This is a genomic window from Nocardia sp. 2TAF39, assembly GCF_052114905.1.
Lineage (GTDB): Bacteria > Actinomycetota > Actinomycetes > Mycobacteriales > Mycobacteriaceae > Nocardia.
The window spans coordinates 26,018-49,322 of record NZ_JBFRFQ010000017.1 but is presented as its reverse complement, the minus strand read 5'-3'; the positions used below and the strand labels follow the sequence as shown (position 1 = coordinate 49,322).

Here is a 23,305-nt window from a genome sequence, read left to right as displayed (position 1 = left end):
GTTGCACTGGTCCGCGCCGGTGCCCGCGGGATGGGGCGGACCACGGGTCTGCGGCGGGTGAAAGCTCAGCCCAGCATGTTCTCGACGAGGTCGGCGGCTCGTATGGTGCCGCCTTCGGCTAGCGCGTCGGCGCGTAGTTGTGCCGCGCGGCGAGTGACCTGGGCGTCGGTGACGAGGTCGTGTAGGGCTGTTCGCAGGTTTTGGATGGTGGCGTCCTGGGTGTCGATGCGGCGGGCCACGCCCAGTTCGACGAGCCGGTCGGCGTTGACGAACTGTTCGGCGGCTTGTGGCACGGCGATCATCGGCACACCTGCTCGCAGTCCTTCGCCGCAGCCGCCCATGCCGGCATGGGTGATGAAGGCGTCCGCCTGTGCCAGGATCGCCCGCTGGGGGATCCAGGGGTGCACTTCGACGTTGGGTGGTATATCGCCGAGTTCCTGTGGGTCGGTGTGTTTGCCGATCTGGAGGACTACGTGCCAGCCTGGCAGGTCGCCGAAGGCCGCCAGACATTGGCGGTAGAACTCCGGCTGGCGGGTGTACGCCGAACCCAGGGAGATCAACAGGACATGCGCTGTGTCGGTCGGACGGCCCCAATTCTCCTCAACCGTACGCGTTGCGAAGCACGGGCCGACGAATGTCACTGCGTCGGTGTCGATTTGGTCGACGTGCGGTTGCATCGCTCGGGGGATCAGTGCCAGCGCGCGGTCGGGCAGGCCGGAGAACGCGTCCACGTCGGTGGTGGACGCGCCGCAGTCGCCGAGCCATTGCGCGAATCTCGCCCGGTAGGCATCGGCGCCCGGCAGTCCCCGCAGGTGTGCGGCGACGTCCTGGTCGTAGCCCTTCCAGGCCACGAACGTTGGAGATAGTTGTAGGAGGGCGCGGTCCTGTGTTTCGGCGAGGGCGCGCGCGCGGCGTAGGCGCCGATGTCGTACAGGTAGAGGTCCGCACGGTCGTCGTCGTAGCCGGCGCGCAACTGCGGGAGTGCCTGAACAGCGTTGTCCAGGAAGAGGTTCTGCACGGCGACGGAATCGTGGGGCCAGTTGTTGTCGGTGACCGGCAACACGGAGGTGCACGAGACGAATTCGGCGCCGGTGGCGGTGATCAGGTCGGCGACGGCCGGGTCGTTGGCGTAGCTCACACGATGACCTCGGGCCACGAGCTCGCGGATGAGCTCGAGGCTCGGCAGGACGTGGCTGACGATGGGGATGCCGATCATCGCGATATGGGCAGGGCGACGGGGCATGGGTGATCACTCCTTTCAGGTCTACGGCGAAGGAGGACAGCGCTCTTCGCTGACGGCTATGCGCGCGTCACATGGTGTTCGGGCGGCGGTTTCGAGGTCGGCGATGCTGCCGGACATGATCGTCCGGACGTGCTCGGTGATGTGCTCCAGCGGCCAGTTCCACCAGGCCACCGCCAGCAGTCGGGCGATGTCCTCGTCGTTGTAGCGGGTGCGGATGAGGCGAGCCGGGTTGCCGCCGACGATGCCGTAGTCGGGTACGTCGCTGGTGACCACGGCGCCGGAGCCGATGATCGCGCCGTGGCCGATCCGGACGCCGGGCAGCACCGTCGCGCCGTGGCCGAACCAGACGTCGTTGCCGACGATGGTGTCGCCCCGGTTGGGCAGGCCGGTGAGCAGGTCGAAATGTTGCGACCATGAGCCCCCCATGGTGGGGAACGGGAAGGTCGAAGGTCCGTCCATGCGGTGATTGGCGCCGTTCATGATGAACTTCACCCCCGTGCCCAGCGCACAGAATTTACCGATGATCAGCTTTTCCGGTCCGTAGTGGTACAGCACGTTGCGGGTTTCGAAGGCGGTCGGATCGTCCGGGTCGTCGTAATAGGAGAACTCCCCGACCTCGATCAGGGGCGAGGTGACCAGGGGTTTCAGCAACACCACCCGCGGCTGGTCGGGCATGGGGTGGAGCGCGGTCGGGTCCGCGGGAACGAATGTAGGACCGGTGGGCATGGGACATTCCTTCGGTTCGTGGACAATTGGGCTTCGGCAACCGGCGGCCCGAAGAAGCGGGCCGACCTTATTTGTTCTCTCATTCGCCGCAAGCAGTTGCCGCGCCGTGGCGATTGCCGAGTTCGCTCGATGCCGCCCGGCCGGTCAGGAACCTTGGTCGCTGGTCGGCGCTGCTGTTTCTATCGGTGCGCCGAACCAGGACGACAGCGCTGCCCGTAGGCCGGGCGCGGCGGTTTCGGCGGATTCGTCGATCGTTGCGGCCCAAGCGATATGAGCGTCCGGGCGGATCAGGAGGGCGTCGGCTTGCCTGCTGTCGGTCTTGGCGGTGCAGATGTCGATGCGGTGCTGCCAGTCTCGGGCGGCATCGCGGAGGTCCGCGCGGTCAGCGAGGTCGAGGAGGATGGGTCGTGCGGTGTGCATGAGTTCGGCGACGCTGGTAGTGCCTTCCTCGGTGTGCAGGATGATCTCCGGTGCGAAGGTGCCGGTCAAGGCGTGGTCGTTGGGGTTGGGCAGTCGATAGCGGATGTCGGCGCCGGCGATGAGGGCAGCCATGCGCTGCAAGGGCTGTTCGTCGGTCATCAGTTCCTGAAAAACCGCCCGCAGCGCCTCGGCGGCAGGGTCGTGCCCGCGCCGCAGCGCCACCTGAGCCCGGGTATGCAGCATCGTGCGCGCCCCGGCGAACTGGCGTTCGTCGTGATAGGTGTCCAGCAGGCCGTCGGGTGCCCAGCCGTGGACGTCGGCGGCCAGCTTCCAGGCCAGATTCACCGCATCGAGCATGCCGGCGTTGAGTGCCACGCCCGTGGCGGGGAACAAGTGGGCCGCATCACCGGCGAGCAGAATCCGACCGTCGCGGTATCGTTCGGCCTGCCGAGCCTTGAAGGTGAAGCGCGACAACCGAAGCGTTTCCCCCACGGGGAGGTCCGCACCGAGCACGCGGCGGATGCTGGCCTTCAGCTCGGTCACGGTCATCGGCGCATCGTCATCGTATTCGGCTGTCTCGTCCTCGGTCGTGTAGACGGATAAAACCTCCGAAGCGAGCGACCCGCCGAGCCCGAACAGACCATGGTCTGTTCGAGTGAAACCTCCACGGATCGTTCCGAACCCGGGAACCTCGAGGTCGCCATTGTCGAGCCGGGTCACCGAGTCGGGCACGGTGATCTGGGCCAGCCGGTTGACCTCTGGATATACGGTCCCGGGGAACAGGATGTCGGCCATGTCGCGAACCCGGCTGCGCGCGCCGTCGCAGCCCACCAGATATCGGGCGGTCATCTTGTACGGCCCGTCCGGGCCGCGCACCTCCGCAGTGACCGCGGAGGCGTCCTGGCTTACGTCCAGCACTTCATGTCCGCGACGAATGTCGACGCCGAGTTCGCCGATCCGTTCGTCGAGCAGCCGCTCGAGCTTCTGTTGTGGCAGCGGCAAGGCGTGCATCGGGGACTCTGTCAGATGGGTGAAGTCCAGATGCACGCCGCCGAACGGGAATCTCGGAGCCGGAACCGGATCGGTGCAGGCCGCTTCGAACCGGTCCAGCAAGCCTCGATAACGCAACAGTTCGAGGATCTGCCCGCCGAGACCACCGGCCTTCGGGGTGTCCCGGGGCCGCGGCTGCCGCTCCAGCACCAGCGGACGCACCCCGGACAGGCGCAGCTCGGCGGCCAGCATCAAGCCGGTCGGGCCCGCGCCCACAATGATCACGTCGGTGTCCACTACTGCGTTCCCCCCAAAGCCGTTCGTCGCGTTCCCGCTCGTCCCAGTCGTCGACACCGCACGCATCTCACTACTCCCATTCCGGCCGGTTCCGGCCTCGGCCAGAGATTCTGCGGTATGACCCGGGCCTTGCCGCAAGGCCGGGGGTGCGCTATATGTTGAAGACGGAAGGATTCTCTTTCTCTATATCGTCCACCGGGGACGAGCAACCTACCCACTACACAGCGTTGCTCGTCGTCGGGCGCGTGGGGATCGCGCAGCGGCGGGGCCGCCCGCCCGGGTAGAAGTAGCGCTCCAGATCCTGCCGAGACAACGCCACGAACCGGCCGTAGCCACCCCATCGGCCGCCGTGACATGAAATCATTTACACTCCAACATCGCTCGCTGATCGGCATACCGCCGGATCTCTGGCATATGCTCTCCCACCCCCGAGAACGGCTCGTCCCGGCCGGGCACGGTGGATCGCGGTGCAGAACTGAAGACGTGAGGCTCATGCGGCTGTGCTGACGAGGAAGTCCTTCGAACCTGCGTTCTGTTGAAGTCAGGTCGTGTCACCATTGCGGTGTGCTTGAACAAGCAACCGTCGGTGTGGTCATTCCGGCTTACAACATGGCTGACTGTCTCGACCGCGCGCTGTATTCGCTCGCGATGCAAACGCAGCCCGCTGAAGAGGTTGTCGTCGTCGACGACGGTTCGCAGGATGCGACCTATGCGGTTGCTCGTCGCTGGCGGGGCGTGCTCCCGATCGAAGTTATCCGTCACGAACGCAAGTGCGGTATCGGAGCTGCTCGCGCGACCGGGATCGCTGTGCTGAACACCGAGCTGGTGGCTCAGCTGGATGCGGATGACTTCGTGACACCTGGGCACTTGGCCGCACTGCGGCGGACATACCTGGAACGACCGGGATTGATCAGTCCGCGGCCGCTGCATTGGTATGGCGGCCTGAAGTTGTGTGTCGATCGGACTCACGACACGCGCCCACTGCCGGGAGTCGGGCACCTCGACCAGCTCCTGATGCGCAATTATGTCCTGGTGGGTGCACTCTACAGTCATCGCCTGTACGAGGACGTCGGCGGATATCGAGACCGAAACATCGCCTATGCGGAGGACTGGGATCTGTGGCTGCGGATGGTGAACGCAGGCGCACAGGTAGCCAAACCCGTGGATCACACCTACGTGTACCGGACCGGATTCCCCAGCTACAGCAGTGGTCTGGACTGGGATGTGGCCGATATCGAGGTTCTCGACCGGTTTCTGGGTGAGATCGAGTTCCTCGGCGGCACTGCGCACAACCGCACGGCGCGATATCGGAGAGTCACCAAATTTGCCTTGCTGGGTCGGATGGGAAGACGGTATTTGGCTCGGGCTGCACCGGTCACGCTCGACTTTGCCGCCGCCGCAATGGCAGAGGCCCGCCTCGGTGATGCTGGATCGTTGACCGCCGCAGCTCGCGATCCTGATCTCGGGTTGCTCATTCTGACGCGGGATTCGGATAACATCGACAATCTCCTGCTGCTGTCTTCCGACCGGCCCGGAGTAGTGATTCGAGCCAGATTGCAGGATCAGCGAATGAAAGTCATCGAAGTATCGGATAAATCTATCCAGGTTTCGTACCCGGTATTGCAACCCGTGGCAGCCGACGAGAAGTTCGATGTTATCTCGCGAAGTATCGCCACCAGTCGACCGTGGGAAAGTCTGCTCGACGTCCGGACCGTCTCGTGAACGGTCCCATCCGAGGCACTGCTGCCGATCCCGTACGGTCTCGGCGGCATGCTTACAGCGCCTCCACTCCAGGAGGCCGATTTGTGCAGAGTCCTACGTTCGTCCTATCTCTGATGAGGTCCGGGTCGACCCTGCTGAGATGCATCCTCGATTCGCATTCGAAAATATATTCGCCGCATGAGTTGCACCTCGGCTCTATCGAAGTAGAAGCCGTCGACGGCGCACAACTGTCGATCGGCCGGCTCGACATGACGCAACATGACCTGAAATTCATGCTCTGGGACCAACTCCTGTATCGGCAACTGGTGGCGAGCGGGAAGAGATTCATAGTCGAGAAAACTCCTGCAAATACATTGATATATGAACGAATACTTTCATGCTGGCCCGATGCTCGATTCATTATTCTCTACAGGAACCCCATCGACATCTGTCTCTCGTTGGTGAATTCTGGAATATTTACCGAAGTCGGAGCGGCATGCGAATCGATATTGCAATGGTCGAAAAGGCTGGAAGCGGCGGCATCGCATCCCAATTCTATCGAAGTCCGGTACGAGAAGCTGCTCGAAACTCCTGATATAACATGCAGTGACTTGTGCAGCTTCATCGGCGTCGATTATGAGCCGACGATGCTGGACTACGGCAATTTCGATCACGGGGCCTACGAGCCCGGCCTAGGGGACTGGCGAGACAAGATCCGGAGCGGGCGCATCCAGGTGCTGAGCGCCGCATCCGCAGCGTGCGACTTGCCGGGTTCCATAGTCGAGCTCGGCGAGCGTTGGGGGTATGGCGGGAATGGTGACCGATGAATCCCGGGTCGCGATCCCATGTGGCATAGCCCGATTCGGGCCACAGCCGCTCGGAGAGACTGGCGCGACTCGACTGGATCGGCTGGCGGTGGCTGGCACATCTGATCGAGTTGCCTTGATTATCAGCTGACGGTCGCTGTCATTGCTGTGGGGAAGTGGTCGGAGAAGCCAGCTGGGTTCGGGGTGGATTTCCCGAGTCCGCCACACGGTTTCGGTGATTTGTAGCAGCTGGGGGAGAGCAGGCGTTGAAGGGGCCACCGCTCGCTGAGTCCGGACGAAACAGAGCTGCCGGGACGTCTATCGGCCATGCCCACAGCCGTGGCGTCGACCGTGTGGATCCGCAACGGCATCGGTTGGATGGCGATACAGGGATCTCCCTACTTCCCACTCACGAGTCGAAGCCCGAATCTGGATGTGTGCGCCACCATTTCGCCGTCACATATCCCCGAGTCTTACGAAACGAGAGGCCATGACAGCTTCGATGTCAAAGCCGCCCGGAGAGCTACCGTGCGCCGAGCGGCCGGAGCGATGGGACCTCGGCACCGGAAGTCCCGAGATCTGGATGGAATCGTCGCAAATCTGCCTGCAGTGCCCGCTGCGCGCGCCGTGCGCCCGGCGCGCCACCCAACTGGTGGAAGTGGGGCGGCCGCCTCGTGAGATGCTCTGGGCCGGTGTCGGATACGACCGGTCCGGCAAGGTAATTAAAAATCTCGCACGATACCGGCCCGCCTCACTGCGCAGGCGCCGCAGGCACAGACAACTGGTCATTGTCGGACCCAAGTCTCTCGACGCACTGCCCGACAGTGTGACCCACTCGTTACTGCGGCAGACCATCGGTACACGTCGCACGATCGTCTTCGGGCAGCGCTGAAATCCACGCCATAGGGAACGACATGAAACGTCTGCTCGCGCCGGAGCCGAATTGCGGTGCGAATTACCGCGCCCGGAGGCCAATAGCGTGCTCGTCGTCGCGGTACTGCCGACTGAGATTTCGGGGAGATGACGCGCATTGCCCGATCGGCGAGCACTGGACGGCGAGGGCGGCTACGGTGAGCGGATGGACGCCAGGATAGACCTCGACGCCGTGGCGGAGTTCGTGACGGCGGCGAGGGAATTCGACTGGACCTGGGGATTGGCCGATATCGAGCGGCTGTGCGCCGCGCAGGGCTGGTCCCCGGTGGAGGTCACCCGGCCTGGCGTGGTGGCCCGCACCGCGGCCGCGGTGAATCGGCCGGAGGCGCGGTTCACGTTCTTCGGCAGCCGTGTCGGTATGGTGACGGTCAATGTCACCGACTCGTTCGAGCCGGACGCCTTGGGGGTGGCGGAATTTGTCGCGCAGGCGTACGCCACGGTGGCCGAGGACCTGGGGGAGCCGACCCGTCGTAGCGACGGCGAGTACCCGGAGCTGGTCTGGGAGGTGACGCCAGTTGCCTTCGTGCACGTGTCGGCGTTGCATGGAAGTGTCAAACTGCGCTGTGTCAGTGCTGAATATCAGCGGTTCAACGACGATATGAGGGCTGCGGCCTCCCAATAGTGGGGGCACTTGGTGGTCGTGGCGGGCGGGTGCTCCACTTGGCCTGAGGTACTCGATCCGTTGCCTGCCATGAGGAGTTCCGATGACCGCCGAAGTGAAGGTCACCATCGCCAAGTTGCGCAAGGCCGCCCACAGCGCCGACGACTTGCACGACAAGGTCGCCGCCATTCTCGCCACCGTGAAGAGCAATACGGAGTCGTTGGGCGAGCCGTGGGGTGACGACAGTTACGGCACAGAGTTCGCCAAGACGTATCTGCCGAACCGCGACGAGTTGTTGGATCACAGCAGTGACGGAAAACCCGGCGCGCTACCCGGTCTCGCGAAGACATTCGGCGACATGTCCGATGTCCAGACGAAATCGGCGAACTACCTACAGGCACAGGAAGACAAGAACGCCGAACGATTCCGGCGCCAGGCATGAGAGGTCAGGTCCGGAGACGGCAGCGGAGTGTGACCACGCAGGGCCCCGCTCATGCCGCGAAGGAGACAGCATGAGCGGTGATCGATGAGCGAGGAGCCCACACCGGACGAGCCGGACCGGCAGTTCAGTCTCGGTGGCTCCGGTTCGACCGATCCGGCCGCAAAGGCACGCAAGCTGACACACCGCATTGCCCGTGAATTGGCGGCGATCGGCCCGGAGGGGTGGCAGCGTCTGGACGGCGTATTCGCGCTGACCGTCGCCGACGAGGCGGCCGAGCTGGTCTACACCGATGGGGAACGGTCGGTGCGGGCGGCGCCGCCGGAGGCGACGGTACGCGCGGTCCGCGAACTCCGCACAGTGTCTGCGGAATTGGGCGACGGTCCATGGCTTCGGCTGGTGTTGTCGCTCACCAAGGGGGGCCAACTCGAAGCCGAGTACGACTATGGAGATACTCCGCTCCCGCCGGAGCAGCTCTTCCCGGCAGACGCTTATCGCGCAGATCTGGAGACGTTTCCCCGACGGCTGCCGACCTGGCTCGCGGCGTACATCGGCAACCCCGGACACCAGGTCCGCACCCCCAAACAGGCTGCTGTGGCCGCGGACCGGGCCGTCGCGGCACATATGGTGCGAGAACTGCCGTCGTTACCGGCGCTGTGGGCCCGCTGGGCGACGCTGGCGGCGGCCCACGTCGGCGTCGGGTCCGAGCATGGTCCGCGAATCCTGCCGTCGTTGGGGTGGTTCGAAGACGGCAACCACAACGGCGCGACCTTGTACCTCTTGTCCCGAGATCGGGCGGTGCTGTCCGGCGGGCGATCGGATTCGGCCGAACTCGCGGCGGGCTATCACGGTGAGGCCGCATTGCCGGATCTCTATGCGGGGGCGCCGAGCTGGGTGACGAGCGCGGTGCTGAACCCGCGGACAGCTACCGGACTGCTGTCGTTCTGCTACTGGTGGCAGTCCGGGTCGTGGCGCCGCGGTGAATCGCCGGAGCCCGCACCCGCTCGGGTCGCGCTGCCCGAAGTGTGGGAGGAAGACTCAGTGGTGCAGCAAGTGGTCGATCTGGTGCGCGAGGCGGGAGATCCGCGTCCGGAGGATGAGATCCGCGATGCCGCCGAAACGGTCCTCGGATCGGCCGAGGTCGGATTGGTTACGCGGGAGACTGTGCTGCCGCTGTTCGCCGATTCCGAACGGTTCGACATCGACGCCGCCTATGCGCAATTCGACGCCGCCGGCGTGGCCACGGTGCTGCTGACCCCGCTGCCGAAGGACGATGCCATCGCCCTCGTGCGCGACTACATCCTGGAGCGGGGACTCGAGACGCCCGGCTACCCGGTGTCCGGGTTGGTGGCCAGTCGGGTCGCTGTCGGGTGGATGGTTCATGTTCCGGCCCCGGAAGGACAGGTCATGTTGGGACGCGCGATCTTCTACGTCGCCGATGACGGGGTGCTGGAACGCTCCTCGTCGTCCATGCCACCGTCGGTCTACGCGGCCGGATTCGAACAGCGCTTTCAGTGGCGGCTGGGCAGGGTGGGCTGAGCCATGGCAAACGAACATCTCAATTCCCAACTGGTCGATCTCCTCGAGGGATTCCAGGAGCAGATGGGTGAGATCAACCGAATTCAGCAGCGCACCGCCGCCGTTGTGGCGACCGGGGAGGCGGAGCAGCGCCGGGTCACGGTGTTTCTCAATGCCGAGGGCACCGTCATCGAGACGCGGTTCGCCGATGATATCGACGACCTTGGTTATGAGGAGATCGCGGCCGCTGTCACGGCTGCGGCGCAAGCCGCGAAGGCCGACCTGGGTCGACAGCTCGCGGAGATCCAACGCCCGCTGCTCGAGCAGCGGGCGCGCCTCCCGAAATTGACCGACATCGTCGCGGATATGCCCGATCTGGGCAGCCACACACCGGTGATACCGAAAGTGTCGACCGCACCGCCGCAGTCGGCTGAGCGGCGGGTCGAGGAAGACCCCGGTCACCCCGATACCCAGCCGCACGACGGCCGGCGCGGGTCGGGCTACAAAGACTCGGCCTGGTGAGCCGAAGGCTCGAGCGGTTCACCTAGGCGGCGGTCATGGGTTTCGAGTTGGACGAGGCGGGCAAGTGGCTGCTAGGCCTCGTCGGTGGGGCCGAATGGCCGGAGGGCGACGAAGACAAGATGTGGCAGCTTGCCGCCTATCTGCGCAAGGCGGCTGCCGAGCTCGAGGAGCTCCTGCCGGACGTGGCGAACGCGAAATCCACAGCGGTCGTGGCGTATCCGAGCGGCAAGGGCATCGAGGCCATGACGACCGCCTTCGACGGGTTCGCCGACTACATCCCCAAGCTCGTCGACCAGTTCGACAAGTTGGCGACCCAGGCCGACGACGCCGGCGGCAGCATGGAAGCCGCGAAGATCATGATCGTCAGCTCGCTGATCCTGCTGGCGCTCGAACTCGCAGCCTCGTTTGCGTTCGGGCCCGCCGCGCCGGCCGCGGAGGCGGCGGCGATTGCCGCGACCCGGGTAGGGATCAAATTTATCGCACGTGAGCTGCTCTTGAAGCTGTTCGGGGCGGGCGTGCCGAAGATGGTGGCCCGGCTGACGCTGCGGCTGTCCGGTCACGCCCTGCTCGGCGCTGGGATCAGTGCCGCGCAGGACGCCGGCATTCAGCTGTGGGAGATCGGTCATGGTCACCAGAGCACCGGATTCAACACGACGCAGACGGTGTCGTCGGCGGTCTCGGGTGCGGCCGGCGGCGTCGCGGGTGCCGGGTTCGGTATCGGGTTGCAGAAGTTCAGCACGACGGGATTGGGCCTGGATCACCTCACCCCGACCCGGATGTTGGCCGCCGACCTAATCGGCGGCAGTGTCGTGGGCGGGGTGGCCGGTTGGCTGGGCGGCGCCGCCGTCACCGGGGACTTTACCTTCGACTACCGCATGTTCAGCTCGGGCATCCTCGGTGCGGGCATCTCGATGGGGGGACATCATTACATCGAGCACCGGGCCCACCAGAATCCAGGCGGGTACGTCGCCAAGCTGAACAGCCGGGTGGGGCCGATCACCAAGCTCGGGCTGAAACTGGTCCCGGCGGAAATGCGCAGCAGCCCCGTCGCGCCCACCAGTACACCGAGAACGGTCGACCGCGCGCCGGATGCGTCGATACCCATGCAGCCGACAGAGGCTGGGAACCAGTCGGTCGGGGCAGACGATCGACGCCACGAGCAGGCGGTATCACGCGCGGGAGTCCGGAGGGATCCCATCCCGGCGGAGCAGTCCGTCTCTGCCGGTGTCCGCGCCGAACCCGCCGCGACAGCCGACAACGTCGCGGCAGCCTCAGCGGAACCGGCGTCAGATGGAGCGGATGGCGCCGGGCCGACGAACGCCGCAGTGGCGACCGGGTCGAACGCGGATTCCGTACCGCATACCTCCGAGGCGGCTCGTCCCCTCGCGGCGGCAGATCCCGCCGCGAATACGCCTATGCTCGGCCAGCCGGTGGGGATCCGAAGTGAGTTGAGCGAGCCGCCTGGTCAGGTAGCGGCATCACGGACGGATACCCGGATGGACGGTGCGGCCTCATCCGATCGATCCGTGCCGCCGGGCGGCCCCCGCACAGAGCAACCTGCGGTGCGGTCGACCGCAGGTTCTTCCGCAGTACACGTGGGCGCACAACCGGCACTGGGCGCCCTGCCTGCGGCGAATGTGGCTGCCGCTGCCCACGACTCGCCCGCGGTGCGCTCAGGGTCGTCGCAGTCGGCGGAAAGTCCAATCGAACCCTCCGTGCCTGGGAAACATGCAGCCGCCTCGCCGCGTCCATTTGCTTCACCCGCGGCGGCTCTCGAATCGGAGAACGCGCCGGGGGGGCGTCATCGCTTCCGGGAGGAAGCGGCGTACCGAGGGAAGCATCGCGGCGAAGAGTCCGACCTGCCGGGCGCCGATCCGGCGGCAACGTCGGGGAAGCCCGATGCGCCGGTGGATGGGTCGAAGGTATCCGAAGCGAAGAACGCGTCAGGTGATCGTCATCGCTTCCGTGAGGAGCCGGCGAACAGAGGAAAGCATCGACGCGGAAGACCGGGTGCCCCGTCGGGGGCAACTGATGCGTCGGGGGCGTCCGAGAAGCGCGGGCACCGCGGCGAAGAGAAAGAAAGGACCACGACACCGAAGTACCGAGGTACCAGGCGCCGCGGCGACGCGATACCACTTGTGGACGAACTACGCCGCTACGAAATTGACCCGGACGGGACCGAACAGGTACTGCATGACACGTTCCGTGCCTTGAAGCGGGAAGGTCACGTCAGCACGACCTACCGGAAATGGCAGGTTGAGGGCATGCCGCGCGGCGACGTCAAGCGCACTCTGTTCGGGCGACGAGTCGGGCTGGATACCCCGGCAGCATTCGCACATGCGTACAAGCAGGCGCAGCAGGAGAGGGCCCTGGACATGCGGGGGCCGGACTACGCGCGCATGCGAGCGCTGGACAGTGCGATATTCCGCACCCGGGTCGACATGACGGTCGAGGTTCGCCGGTTGAACGTGGCCGAGGAATTGAAGATCCCCGACCCACACCTACTGAGTCCGGGTGGCTGGCGTCGAGCCGTCGCCGACATGGAACGGGAGTTGCTGAAGGAATACGAGCAGTGGCCCGCCAAAACGGACGCGCTCACCACCGACGAACAGGAGGCAGCCGCAAAGCAGTATCGCCGAACGGTGGAGCTCTTCTTGGAGTTGAAGAAACTGGTCAACGGTACCCCGAACACTGGCCCTGCGCCGATGGTGTACAGCACGCTTCCGGGACCTGGCGAGGAAGATCACGAGGAAGAGGAGGATCAGGACGGCGAAAATGACGCTGCGCTGGTCGCCCACGGCAATTCCGACTCGCCTGAAAACAGGTTCGATGCACCGGATGAGCCGTACACCTCGCCGGAGGACGCCGACGAGCCTGATAGGGAGACCCGCGGCCGGCACCGTAACCCGTACCCGCGTGCGGAGCAGATCTCGGAACCGGAGAGGCGCCACCGTCCGGAGGACAGCGCTGCCTTGGGGCGCGACCGCGACTCGGCTGACTCGGCTACGCGCCAAGACGATCCGGAAGAAACACACCGGTCGTGGGAGGAACCGGAAGTTCCTTCGAAGCAACCGGACGCGTCAGGCGCCCAAAGGGAGTCGGACGCGCCGCGACAAGGGCATCGTGGCAAGCCGGGCGACGACCGGCCTTGGACAGTGGGTCGGCATACCGACGAGAAGTCCTACAAGCAGGGCGTTGTCGAGCCGCTCGAGCGGGAGGGTGTGCGGTTTTCCGGGCATCTGGAGCATGCCGTGCCGATCGAGCCGCTGCGTGCTGTGGTGCAAACCGTCGAGAAGTTGCGGGACCGATATCCGGACTTGCCGTTGGCGAGCATCAGTTTCAAGAACCTGAACCGGCACCTGCCGGATGATGATTTCTCCGGGCGGGCTGCAAACCTGTGGTCGTATCCGGTGCAGCCGCGGGGGTGGACTACTGAACTCGAGTTGGATCGCCGAACCCTGGCCGATCCGATCGAGCTCCGTGGACGCGCGAGGGTTGCGATAGAGAATCACGAAAATCTGCCGCTGACCGGGGATCCGGTGCGGGACTTGATCAATCGGCAGGTTGCCGAGGTGCTCGATATGCAGGGTAACCGGGTGGCGTGGGACATGGCACAACCCTTCCTGAAAGAGCTGCACCGGTATCTGAGGTCGCACGGCTTGATCGACCTGTCGTTCCGCGCGTGGGAGGGGCAGCTATCGGGGAAGAGCTTCTTGCGGTCGTGGTTCGGGATGCGGTGGCTGAATACGGAAGTAGCGCTACAGGAGGCGTTCGCGTTCGTGGAGGCGCACGGGATCGACGTGACGCGTCCGGAATACGCGCTGTATCGCGCGTTGGAGTGCGCCCGTACCGGCGAGCCGTGGGATATCGACGCAGAGGTGCGCCGGTTGCGGGTGGCAGCCGAACTGGGGGTCCCTGAACCGCATCGGCTCACCTCGGTCGGGTGGAAGCGGGAGCTGGCCCGGCTGAGTACCGAGATTGCCGAACAGGGTGCCGAGGTGCTGGCGCAGCTGGACCACGATCCGTACGCGGGGGGCATAGCGTTGGGGCTGTATCTGGGCGACGTCCAGCATTTCGCGCAACTGGAGGAACTCGTTCATGGCGAGCCCGCCTGGGCCGACGATCTGCCGTTGGACGGTTTCCGAGATCCGGTCGGGGCGCACGCGGACCGGAACCTGCCCGAGCTGCATGTCCGAAATGACTGCGGACCAAGGAGTTTGAAGGCGCTACGCGCATGGTTCGGCCCGGATGTCGACGTCGTCATTCCCCGGCACGTCGGGCTGGACGGGATGTCGGCGGCGGAGTTTCAGGCGGCGGCGCGTGGGAGGATGCAGGCGGTCGACGGAGGCTACGACGCGATCACGGACCAGCTCGAGCGTATGCCGGCAGGTGCGGCGATGCTGGTGGTGGAGGAGTACACCGGACCGGTCGACGAGCATGGGGTCGGCGCGCACGTCCGTCTCGTCGTGAACGACGGGGAGGGCCCCAGGATCTTCGACCAGCATGGCAACCTGCGGCCCTTCTCGCTGCCGGAGGGACCACGCACAGTGAAGAATTGGTACGGGATCCTTTACCGCGACGATGGAACCGCGGTGCATTCACTGGGTGACGATCGGATGCCGCCGGTGGCGCCGGGCCAAGGCCCGCCGTCGCGCATCGGCGGCGAGCCGGGGGAGCAATCGGGTGGCACGCGGGACGGACCTGCCGCGCCGCCGGGGACGGACATCGACCTGGCCGAGGCTTGGCACGCGCTCGACGAGATGCGGTGGGACGACGACTCGTACGAGGTGGTGACGCGCCAGCTGGAATTCGCCGCGCATATCGAGGATTTATTGCGCTCCGGCGTACCACCGCGCGTCGAGGAAATCGAGCGATTCACCACCGTCGGAAATTCGGCACGGGTGGTGGTGCGACTCACCTTTCACGATGATTCGCAGGTGATCCACAAGGTGGTTTCCGATCCGCAGCACTCGCACGCGGAATTCTTTACCGCGTTGGTCGGTCAAGCGGTCGGAGCAAAGGTGCCTGCGGTATACGTCCTTGGTGATCATGTCTTTATGGAGGTGGTGCCCGGCAAGGCTGCAGCAGATACTTATGCCCGAAACTCGTACCCGGAAGCTCTCTTCAGGACCCGTGCCGCAGTGCGTTTGGGTATTCTCGACGCGCTGACCCGCATACCTGACCGTAATTCCGAGAACTGGATGATCGACCCCGCCGGGGACGTGTGGGGGATAGACCACAGTCGTGCGTACGAGGACCTCGATCACATGATCTATGTGATCAGCCGTTTCGCGGATCATTTTCAGAAAGACGGGCCCAACGGCGAAACCGTGTGGAAAAACCACACGCTCACGCGATCCGAGGTGCTGGAGATTCGGCATAGGGTCGAAAAGCTGAAACCGGTGTTTTACGCTGCCGGCCGTCGGGATTGGTTCGATGTCACGCTGCAACGGCTCCGCGCGCTGGAGGTGTATGCCGCTGCTGAGCCGCTGTCCCATCCCGGACCGGACCAGATCGGCGCCCATCGCAGCAAGGACCGGCCGATGCAAGCGGGGGACTTGGGGTTTGTCGGCAGCCCGCTCAGCCTGGCTGCTGCAGGTTATGAAGCCGATGTCAAGCTCGACATCGCCAACCGGTTGCGGCAGCTGGGCATTCCCAACACAGTCGGGTTCGAACATCCGCAGGTCCCCGTCGAAGTCGTGCAAGACATCGAGCTGGGGGTCCGGTACTTCCAAGCGATCCATCGCGACGTGGCAATTCGGTCGGTGAGTTTCGCGGAGTTCGCCACGGCATTTACCAAGTATGCAAATGCCGATGCCTTTGCCTCACCCACGCAGCTCAACGGCCGACGGGCTGTCGACATCTACTTCAACATCAGCAAGGTGCACGATCCGCTGAAGTTCGCCGCATCCATGCAGGCCTCTGTGGAGCGCGGTTGGCTCCTGGTCGGGACGGGCAACGCCATCATCGACACATGGCTTCATGAGGCCGGCCATGCAGTGCAGTACGACAGGCTGGGTTACTTCCCGTCGAATTCCATCGAGCCTTCTATTCGCGGGTACCACAGTTGGTTGGTCGCCATCGGGGCGCCGATTTCATCTAGTTACGAGGAATGGATGGCGCCGCTGTCGAAATACAGCTACAAGCAAGGTTTGGAACAGGCCGAGGTGCATCCGATCGAGGGGTTCGCGGAAGTGCTCAAGTCCCTTTTGGTAAACGGCCGCGAGTTGACCAGCCCGCACTATGCCGTATACCGGGCCACGAGCGGCGACAGCACACCGGTTGATCGGAAACTGGTGCTGTGGGAGGCCGAACGCAACGAGCTGGCGCGATCGATGGGCGTGGACCGGCCGGGGCTGCTCGACCGCGCAGGGTGGCAGGTGACCCTGCAGCGGCTGGCCGAGCAAATCGGTCAGGAGCGCGCCGCGCTGCCCGCCACCCTCAACGGGCTCGACCAGCGCGCGGCGATGCGTGCGCTCATCGACTTTGTCCGCGGGCAAGTCGATCCGTTGGCTCGGCTCAAGGAGTTGGTGCGTGGCGAGTCGATACTGTCGGGAGATCTCCAGGATGCCGCGTTGTCCAGGCAGGCCGCCTTGGCGCAGGTCCGACAAACACCGGGGGGACTGCAGTGGGGCGACCATGTCGTCTACTCGCCCAGCGAACGTAAGGTGATCGTCTTCTCGGCGCACGACCAGCAGCCCCGCCAGCTGCTGCGGTTGCTGCGGGAACGGCCCCTATTTCTCCGCGATGTCGAAACGATCGGGTACCCGGTCGAATTCAGGACGGTCACAACGATCGAGGCCGGCCAGGAGCGCCACTACGACAGTGTGGTGTCGGGGACACTGCGGATAGCCGCCGAGCCGCGGTACCACCCGCTGCGCCAGGTGCTGAGCGGGTACTCGGGCGCCGAGGATGCCGTGCGCACCGTGTCGCGGAGATTGCGTGAGGTGCACGCCGAGCTGAGCGCGCTGAAGGTGGTCCGGAACGTTGTGGCGTCCGAGGATCGCCAGGCATCAGCGATCGCCGCGCCACAACTGGCTGAATCGGTGGCCGACCCGGAATCGATGGACTTGATCCAACGCTATCTCGACGCGCAGGCGCGGCAGCAGGCGCTGCGGGATAGGAGCGCCGACGTTCTCGTGGCCGTGCTGGACCACCGGTGGTTGGCGAGCGCCACTGATTTGCTTGCGCGAAATCTCGGCGTGGACTTGTCCGGTTCGGGGCCGGTGGCCGGTGCCGTGGATCGACTGTTGCGCTCCGTGCCGCCCGACGTCCAGCCTATCGGCTTGTACATCCTGCACGACCATGCGGCGGCATTCGACGACGCGGCCGCGCGGGTCGCCGACCTCGGCAACGCCGAGCCGAAACTGCCGACGGGCAAGCACCGAGCCCGGTATCAGGTGCTGCGCATGACCGACGACGAACTGCGCACGCGGGCGGGTGGGCGGCTGCTGAACCAGTCAGACCATCCCGCCGTGCTCGCACAGTTGCGCGAGCCGGGCAGCGCGGCACTGGTGTCGGATCAGGTCGGCTCGTCCTTCGTCGAATACCTGCTGCTCAACTACGAGGGCACGGTCATGATGATCGATCGGCGGACCGGCGAGGTGCGAGCGTTCGAACCCACGACCACGGACAACGTCACCACGCGCGTCGCCTTCTTCGACCCCCAGGGCCGACATATGGCGCCGGGCGCCGAGCTGCTGGACGGCCGACCACACGAAGCTGCGGCTATGCACGCTGCGCGGCGGGCGATGGAGCAGGCCCGGTTCGCCGCGCTCGCCGCGGCCCGGCCCCTCGGGATCGACCCCGCCGCCGTCGATCCGGGGCGGCGCAGCCCGCATGGGCAGCAACAGCTCATCGATTCGATCCGGCAGGACAGGTCCACACTGTCGGATGCCGAGATGCACCTCCTCGGCCCTCTGGAGCGGCATCTTCATGCAGCCAGGGAGTTGGCGGAGGTAGCCGATCTCACCGGCAGACGTGCTGAGGCGGTGCTGGCCTACCGCGCGGTGCGCGACGAGTTCGACGCCCAGCTGCGCGACCACGGGTTGCGTCCCGACACCGTCGATCCGCGACAGCTGGCGCAGACGACCCGGGCGCTGCCCGCCGGACCGAGCGCCCGGGGATGGTCAAAGCTCATCGAGCTGGCTGCTCGAGTCGACCGGACGCAGGCAGCGGTGGCGGAGGCGACCAAGGCCATCGACACCGCACTGACACGGTGGCAGGGGCTGGGCCCGCTCCCCGCCGAGGAACGCCCGGTGCACGACCTGATCGAGGCAGCGGCCGCGCTGTCCGGCGATCCCGGCGTCCGGCACCTCGGCCGGCCCGCGGATATCACGACTGTGCCGGAATTTGAGTTCGCCGCCGCGTTCGGGGTGCCGCCGCGGCACTTCCCATCCCTGGACCGCATGGTGGACTACCTGGCGGCACAGCCGGACCGGACCACCATCGCGGTGCCCATGGGGCCGGAGGGGCACCCGATCACACTGAGCGTGCGGGCCGGGCAAGTGCTGGCGTTCGAGGGAAACCTGCAGCGCTCATACGACCTCACTTGGCGGCGGTCCAAAGGCAGGCTGCGCGGATTCGTGCTGTCGCCCGACCGCCCCCCGACACACCGGCTCGGTGCAAACGAGCGCGCCGAGCTGGCCGACCTGGCCCATGAACACGAGGCTGCGCGGCGTGGCGCACACGTACGCGGACGGACGCTGGAACGTGTCGCCCACGGATTGGTCGACAACCCGACGGAGAGTCTGGCCACCGACTGGCAGCTTCGGGAGACGATCGCGCGACTACAGGAACCGCTGCGGTCGCGGGAGATGACCCCGGAGCTGCACCGGGATCTGCTGCGTCTGGAGCTGCTCCAGAACGCCGCCACGCGATACCACGCGGCAGTCGCCGCGGTGACGCGCATCGAAGATCGCGCTGCCAAAGTGCTGACCGGCTCGCGGAACGACCCCGGTGTGAGTACCCCGAAATGGGTCGGTGCCCACTCGGATACACCGTCCGACGCGGAGCCACCCGATCCTCGGCCGGACAACTATGGTGACGAGACCGGTGCGGCGGTGGCGCTCGATCCAGAGCGGGAACCGGTCACGGTGGATCAATCGTGTGTGGTGGGGTCGTTCGAGGATGCCGCGAATCTTGGGTTCGAGGTTCAAGGGCCAGTAGGGATGGACGGGCCGGTTCCACCGGCAGCGGTGGCGTTCCTGGCGGGTGCGCATCACGAGCGGTTCGATGGTGGTTTCCGAGAGTTGGCGGAGTTCGTGGTGGGTTCGGGGGCAGGTGCGGGGATGCTGGTGAATGCCCGGCCGGTCGGTGCCGAGGTCGGGCATCTATTTCTGGTGTATTACGACGGTGAGCAAATTTGGATGCACGACCGGCTGGCGGCGCGGCCGAAGGAGGTGTTGGATCCGGAAAATCCGCCGTTCGCGGTGGAAACCGTGCATGGTCTGCTGCTGACCCGGCGGGATGGCGGAAGCACGCTGGAGGCGCGGCAGGTGGGGCTGGGCAGACGTATTACTCCCGCGGATTCGGATATGGCGCGGGGGCGGGCGTTGCGTCCGGTCGATGCCGGTGCGCTGCCACCCGACGATCACATCGGCGCAAGGCCGGACCTGGAGCCGTCAGCGTTTGCCGACCGGGTTCGGGAAGCCTTCGGCTCCGGCGAGCCGACTGTCGAGCTGCTGGCCGAGGGACACAACCCAGATCAGGCACGGCGGGTGCAGAAGCTCACCTTCCCCGACGAGACCGTTCTGATCCGCAAGTACGTGCACCAGCGGCGGCATGCCGATGCCGAGTACCTCGCCGCACTCACAGGGGCGGCGCTGGGCGCCCGGGTCCCGGCCGTCCATGTCGCGAATGGTGTCGTCTACATGGAGTATGTCGCTGGGCGCACCGGACTCGACCTCTACACCGATATCCCCGTGGAATTGCGAATGCAGCTGGGCCAGGCGGGCATCCATGCGTCGACAGCCGAGGGCCGACAGCTGGGCCTGCTCGACCTGCTGGTCGGCAACTTGGACCGCCGCAACGACAAGAACTGGATGGTCCATCCCGCGGAGGGGGTGTATGGGATCGACCACAGCCAGTCGTTCCATGCCACCAGCAACAGCGTTTTCGGCAAGCAGTTGCGGAAGTTCCTCGGGCAGTTCGGCATTCGCTGGCTCGACTCCGGTCTGCCTGACTTCGGGCCGATCCACGAGCGCCTGGACGCGCTGTGGCCGGAATTCGAACGGCTGGGCCGCGACGACTGGCACTACGACATGGTCGGCCGCCTCGCCGAGCTCGAGGACCTCACCGCCGACAGGATGCGGTTGCGGTTGGAGTACGACCTGGCGCGAGCGCAGGCCCATGAGGACGGCGATGAGCAAACCCACCGGGACCTCGACGCCAAGATCCGGCGCGCCGACCGAACCTGGGCGGAGCAGATGCAGAAAACGGCCGACGAGCAGGCGGCCGCGGTCAAGGCGGCGCGCCGGGCTCGGCAACTGGGGGTGCCGCTCGGGCCGCTGCACCGACCGAACAACCCGCTCGAAGGCGCTCACGATCCCGGCGACGCGGCATGTGGCCTGTTGGCGGGTCAGGCGGCCAACGACTACTACCACAGCGTCCGCGATGGGGATCGGGTCTTCGACATGCCCGCCTTCGCACTCGATGCCGGCGGCCTGCCGTGGGCGGCGTTGCCATGGCAGATAGGCGGACACCCCGAGTTCTTCGGGCACGGCGCTGCGGGCCACGAAGCGGTTGCCGCTCGCCTGCTCGGCGCGGCGGACGGCGCGTCCCATCGCTACGTTTCCGAGTCGAAACGGCTGAAGAACTCCGGGCGCGGCATGCTGCTCATCGACACCAGGCACGGGGACAGTTCGCCGACCCCGGCCCATTCGTACTTCGTCGTGAACCACGACGGAGAGCTGCTGCTATTCGACTACGGCGGCCGGTTCATCGGCGAGTTCGATCCGAAAATGCCACCGCCCGGCCCTCGGTTCACGCACGGCATCGAACTCGATGACTCCGGAAACCTAGTACGCCCCATCGTCACCGACCTCGACGCCGAGCTTCCCGCGCCCAAACCGGGCGAGCCACGCGGGCGGGAGCTCGGCAATGTCGGTCGACTGCCTGATTCGGAAGGAGCGGATCAGCCGATACCGTCGCACGATACCGACGATGGGAAGCCCTCTCGAGCCGCGGATCTTCCGCTGGGTCCGCTCGCGGAGGTCATCTGGTTCAATGACGATGGCCGTGTCGTGCTCTACGACCCCGGCATGGTGCGTGCGGATGTGCTTGCCCACATGGACCGTTTCGCTGATCTGCGCGCGGAGCACGAGCGCCGCGGTCTCGGTGACCAGCATGATTTCGTGCTGGCGGAGCTGCGTCAGATCGCGGCGGTGGCCTCGCTCGCCCAGTACGAGAACAGGTACGACACTGACAGAAGGCCGATCATCGATGCGTCAGGCCACAGACGCACGCCGGGGATATGGGCCACCGTCGACTGCGATGGTCAGATGTTCTTGTACATCCACGCCACCCCGCCCGAAACCCCCCGCGGGGCGGTGATGTTCGGTCATGCGATGCAGGCGGTCGGCGAGCACGTGCGGACCATCCGGGGATCGTGGTCGGACAACAACTCCCTGATGGCCTCCAACCTCATGACCTTCAACGAGCTCGTCCGCGACCAATCCTTCCGCGACGCGGCGGCCCGCCGAGGATTGACTTCGGAAGAAGCAGCTGCTCTCGAGACCTTCACCGGAAAGATGTGCCGCCGGTTCGGGTTCACCGACGTCGTCATCGACATGCTGAAAGGCGAGCCCGGCCGATACACCGGCGTGGATGTCGTTTTCACCAAGCCGCTACCCGAGCATGGCCCGCCGCGGCCCGCCGGCCCGGAGCAGCCCGCCGCACCCCAGGAACCACCCCGGCCATCGCTGGCCGACCGGTTGCGGGCCGCCGAGGCCGCGCACGAACCTGTGGTCCTAGAGGTGTTCCGAGACGGCACGGAGATACCCGCGTACCAGGCCGAGCGGGTCGATTTGGCGGCTTATGGCGAGGACTTCGTGGTCGTCCGCAAGTTTGTCACCCAACCACACCACCCGGATGCTGAGGACCTGGGCGCCATGGTGATCAGGGCGCTCGGTGGACGAGCGCCCGAGGTCTTCGTCCGCGACAACCTGGTCTACATGGAGTACATCGAGCGCCCCACCCTGGGCCGGTTCCACCGAGTTCTCCAGAACGACACGGCGCTTGTCATGTTGTATGGCGACTCCCTCGCCGGTCGCATCCTCGGGTTCTCCGACCACTTGCTCGGCATCTTCGACCGGCGGCGCGACAACGTCATGGTCGACGGGACCGCCATTGATAACAGCCAGGCCTTCCGCGATCCAGAGATGGATTTCCATTTCGCCGGTCGGGCAGTCCGAATGCTGACACTGTTCGGGATCCAGTGGCTGGATCCGCGCACCCCGCTGCCGAACCTCGACCCGATGCGCAGCGCGCTCGAGGGGTTGCGGCCGGAATTCGAACGCCGCGGGCGTGCCGAATGGCACGACGTGATGATGACGCGTTTCGACCGCATCATCGAGGTCGCCGTCGACCAAGGGCGGGCGCGACTGGACAACGAGGTGCGGCGCGCACAGCAGCGGGATGCGGTGGCGGCGACTCTTGCGCGGTTGGCCGTCGACAGCTGGCCCAACGCGGACGCGGTGCTGGCCGATCCGGACAATATGCTTCACGCGCTGCGCGCGGCGGGGGTGAGCGCCGATCGGATCGCCGACATCGACGCCGCTGTTACCGGCTATCGCGAGGTCGACGCCCGGATCCGCGCTGACGACGAGGTGGGGTGGGATCGCATCCATCAGCTGGCAGCCGCGGAGGTCCGCGCGGTCATCCGGGCCCGCGCAGCTCGCGAGCTCGGTGACCCGGAGCCCCTGGCGCGCCCGGTGGGCAACCCCCTCGACGGGAGGCACCTCCCTGACGACGCCAACTGCGGGCCGCTGGCGCTGATGGCCGCCAACGACTGGTACCGCGAGGCACGCCACGGGGAGCGGGCGGTTGTCGTCCCGGGTGTCGCCCTGGACCTGAGCGGCACGCCCGTCACGGCGTTGTCTTGGCTGGCT

General features: G+C 65.8%; 10 protein-coding genes and 1 pseudogene (1 of these 11 only partly in view). 8 read left to right on the top strand and 3 right to left on the bottom strand.

The features are described 5' to 3' along the window. Positions 1-65 precede the first annotated feature (65 nt). From AB4Z47_RS13405 to AB4Z47_RS13395, 3 genes and pseudogenes are all read right to left on the bottom strand, one after another. Positions 66-1,243, bottom strand: a pseudogene (locus AB4Z47_RS13405) (macrolide family glycosyltransferase). A gap of 21 nt (positions 1,244-1,264) precedes the next feature. Next, positions 1,265-1,969 carry a CatB-related O-acetyltransferase gene (locus AB4Z47_RS13400; RefSeq protein WP_441950763.1) on the bottom strand — a complete coding sequence of 235 codons (705 nt, stop codon included), beginning with the start codon at positions 1,967-1,969 and terminating at the stop codon, positions 1,265-1,267. 144 nt (positions 1,970-2,113) lie between these two features. Then, a complete protein-coding gene (locus AB4Z47_RS13395) occupies positions 2,114-3,676 on the bottom strand; it encodes an FAD-dependent monooxygenase (protein ID WP_441950761.1) in 1,563 nt (520 codons plus the stop codon). A 564-nt stretch (positions 3,677-4,240) separates the two neighbouring features. On the opposite strand from AB4Z47_RS13395, the gene AB4Z47_RS13390 reads away from it, so the two are divergent. The 8 genes from AB4Z47_RS13390 to AB4Z47_RS13355 all read left to right on the top strand — a co-directional run. After that, entirely contained in the window at positions 4,241-5,398 is a 1,158-nt protein-coding gene (locus AB4Z47_RS13390) for a glycosyltransferase family 2 protein (protein WP_441950759.1), read from the top strand. An 83-nt stretch (positions 5,399-5,481) separates the two neighbouring features. Further along, on the top strand, positions 5,482-6,204 hold the full coding sequence (locus AB4Z47_RS13385; RefSeq protein ID WP_441950757.1) for a sulfotransferase family protein: 723 nt from the start codon (positions 5,482-5,484) through the stop codon (positions 6,202-6,204). A gap of 469 nt (positions 6,205-6,673) precedes the next feature. Then, the gene (locus tag AB4Z47_RS13380; protein ID WP_441950755.1) at positions 6,674-7,075 is read left to right on the top strand and encodes a hypothetical protein; all 402 of its coding nucleotides are present in this window, start codon (positions 6,674-6,676) and stop codon (positions 7,073-7,075) included. A 138-nt stretch (positions 7,076-7,213) separates the two neighbouring features. After that, a complete protein-coding gene (locus AB4Z47_RS13375) occupies positions 7,214-7,738 on the top strand; it encodes a DUF6301 family protein (protein ID WP_441950754.1) in 525 nt (174 codons plus the stop codon). Between the two features lie 82 nt (positions 7,739-7,820). After that, positions 7,821-8,159, top strand: a complete 339-nt coding sequence (locus AB4Z47_RS13370) for a hypothetical protein (RefSeq protein WP_441950752.1) — start codon at positions 7,821-7,823, stop codon at positions 8,157-8,159. Positions 8,160-8,243: 84 nt separating this feature from the next. Beyond that, complete coding sequence (locus AB4Z47_RS13365; RefSeq protein ID WP_441950751.1) at positions 8,244-9,695, top strand: hypothetical protein; 1,452 nt, start codon at positions 8,244-8,246, stop codon at positions 9,693-9,695. Between the two features lie 3 nt (positions 9,696-9,698). Next, entirely contained in the window at positions 9,699-10,196 is a 498-nt protein-coding gene (locus AB4Z47_RS13360) for a YbaB/EbfC family nucleoid-associated protein (protein ID WP_441950750.1), read from the top strand. 35 nt (positions 10,197-10,231) lie between these two features. Continuing rightward, positions 10,232-23,305: the beginning of an alpha/beta fold hydrolase gene (locus tag AB4Z47_RS13355; RefSeq protein WP_441950748.1), read on the top strand. 22,275 nt of this gene lie beyond the right edge of the window; 13,074 of the gene's 35,349 nt are visible here — the first part of the coding sequence; its start codon is at positions 10,232-10,234; the stop codon falls past the right edge of the window.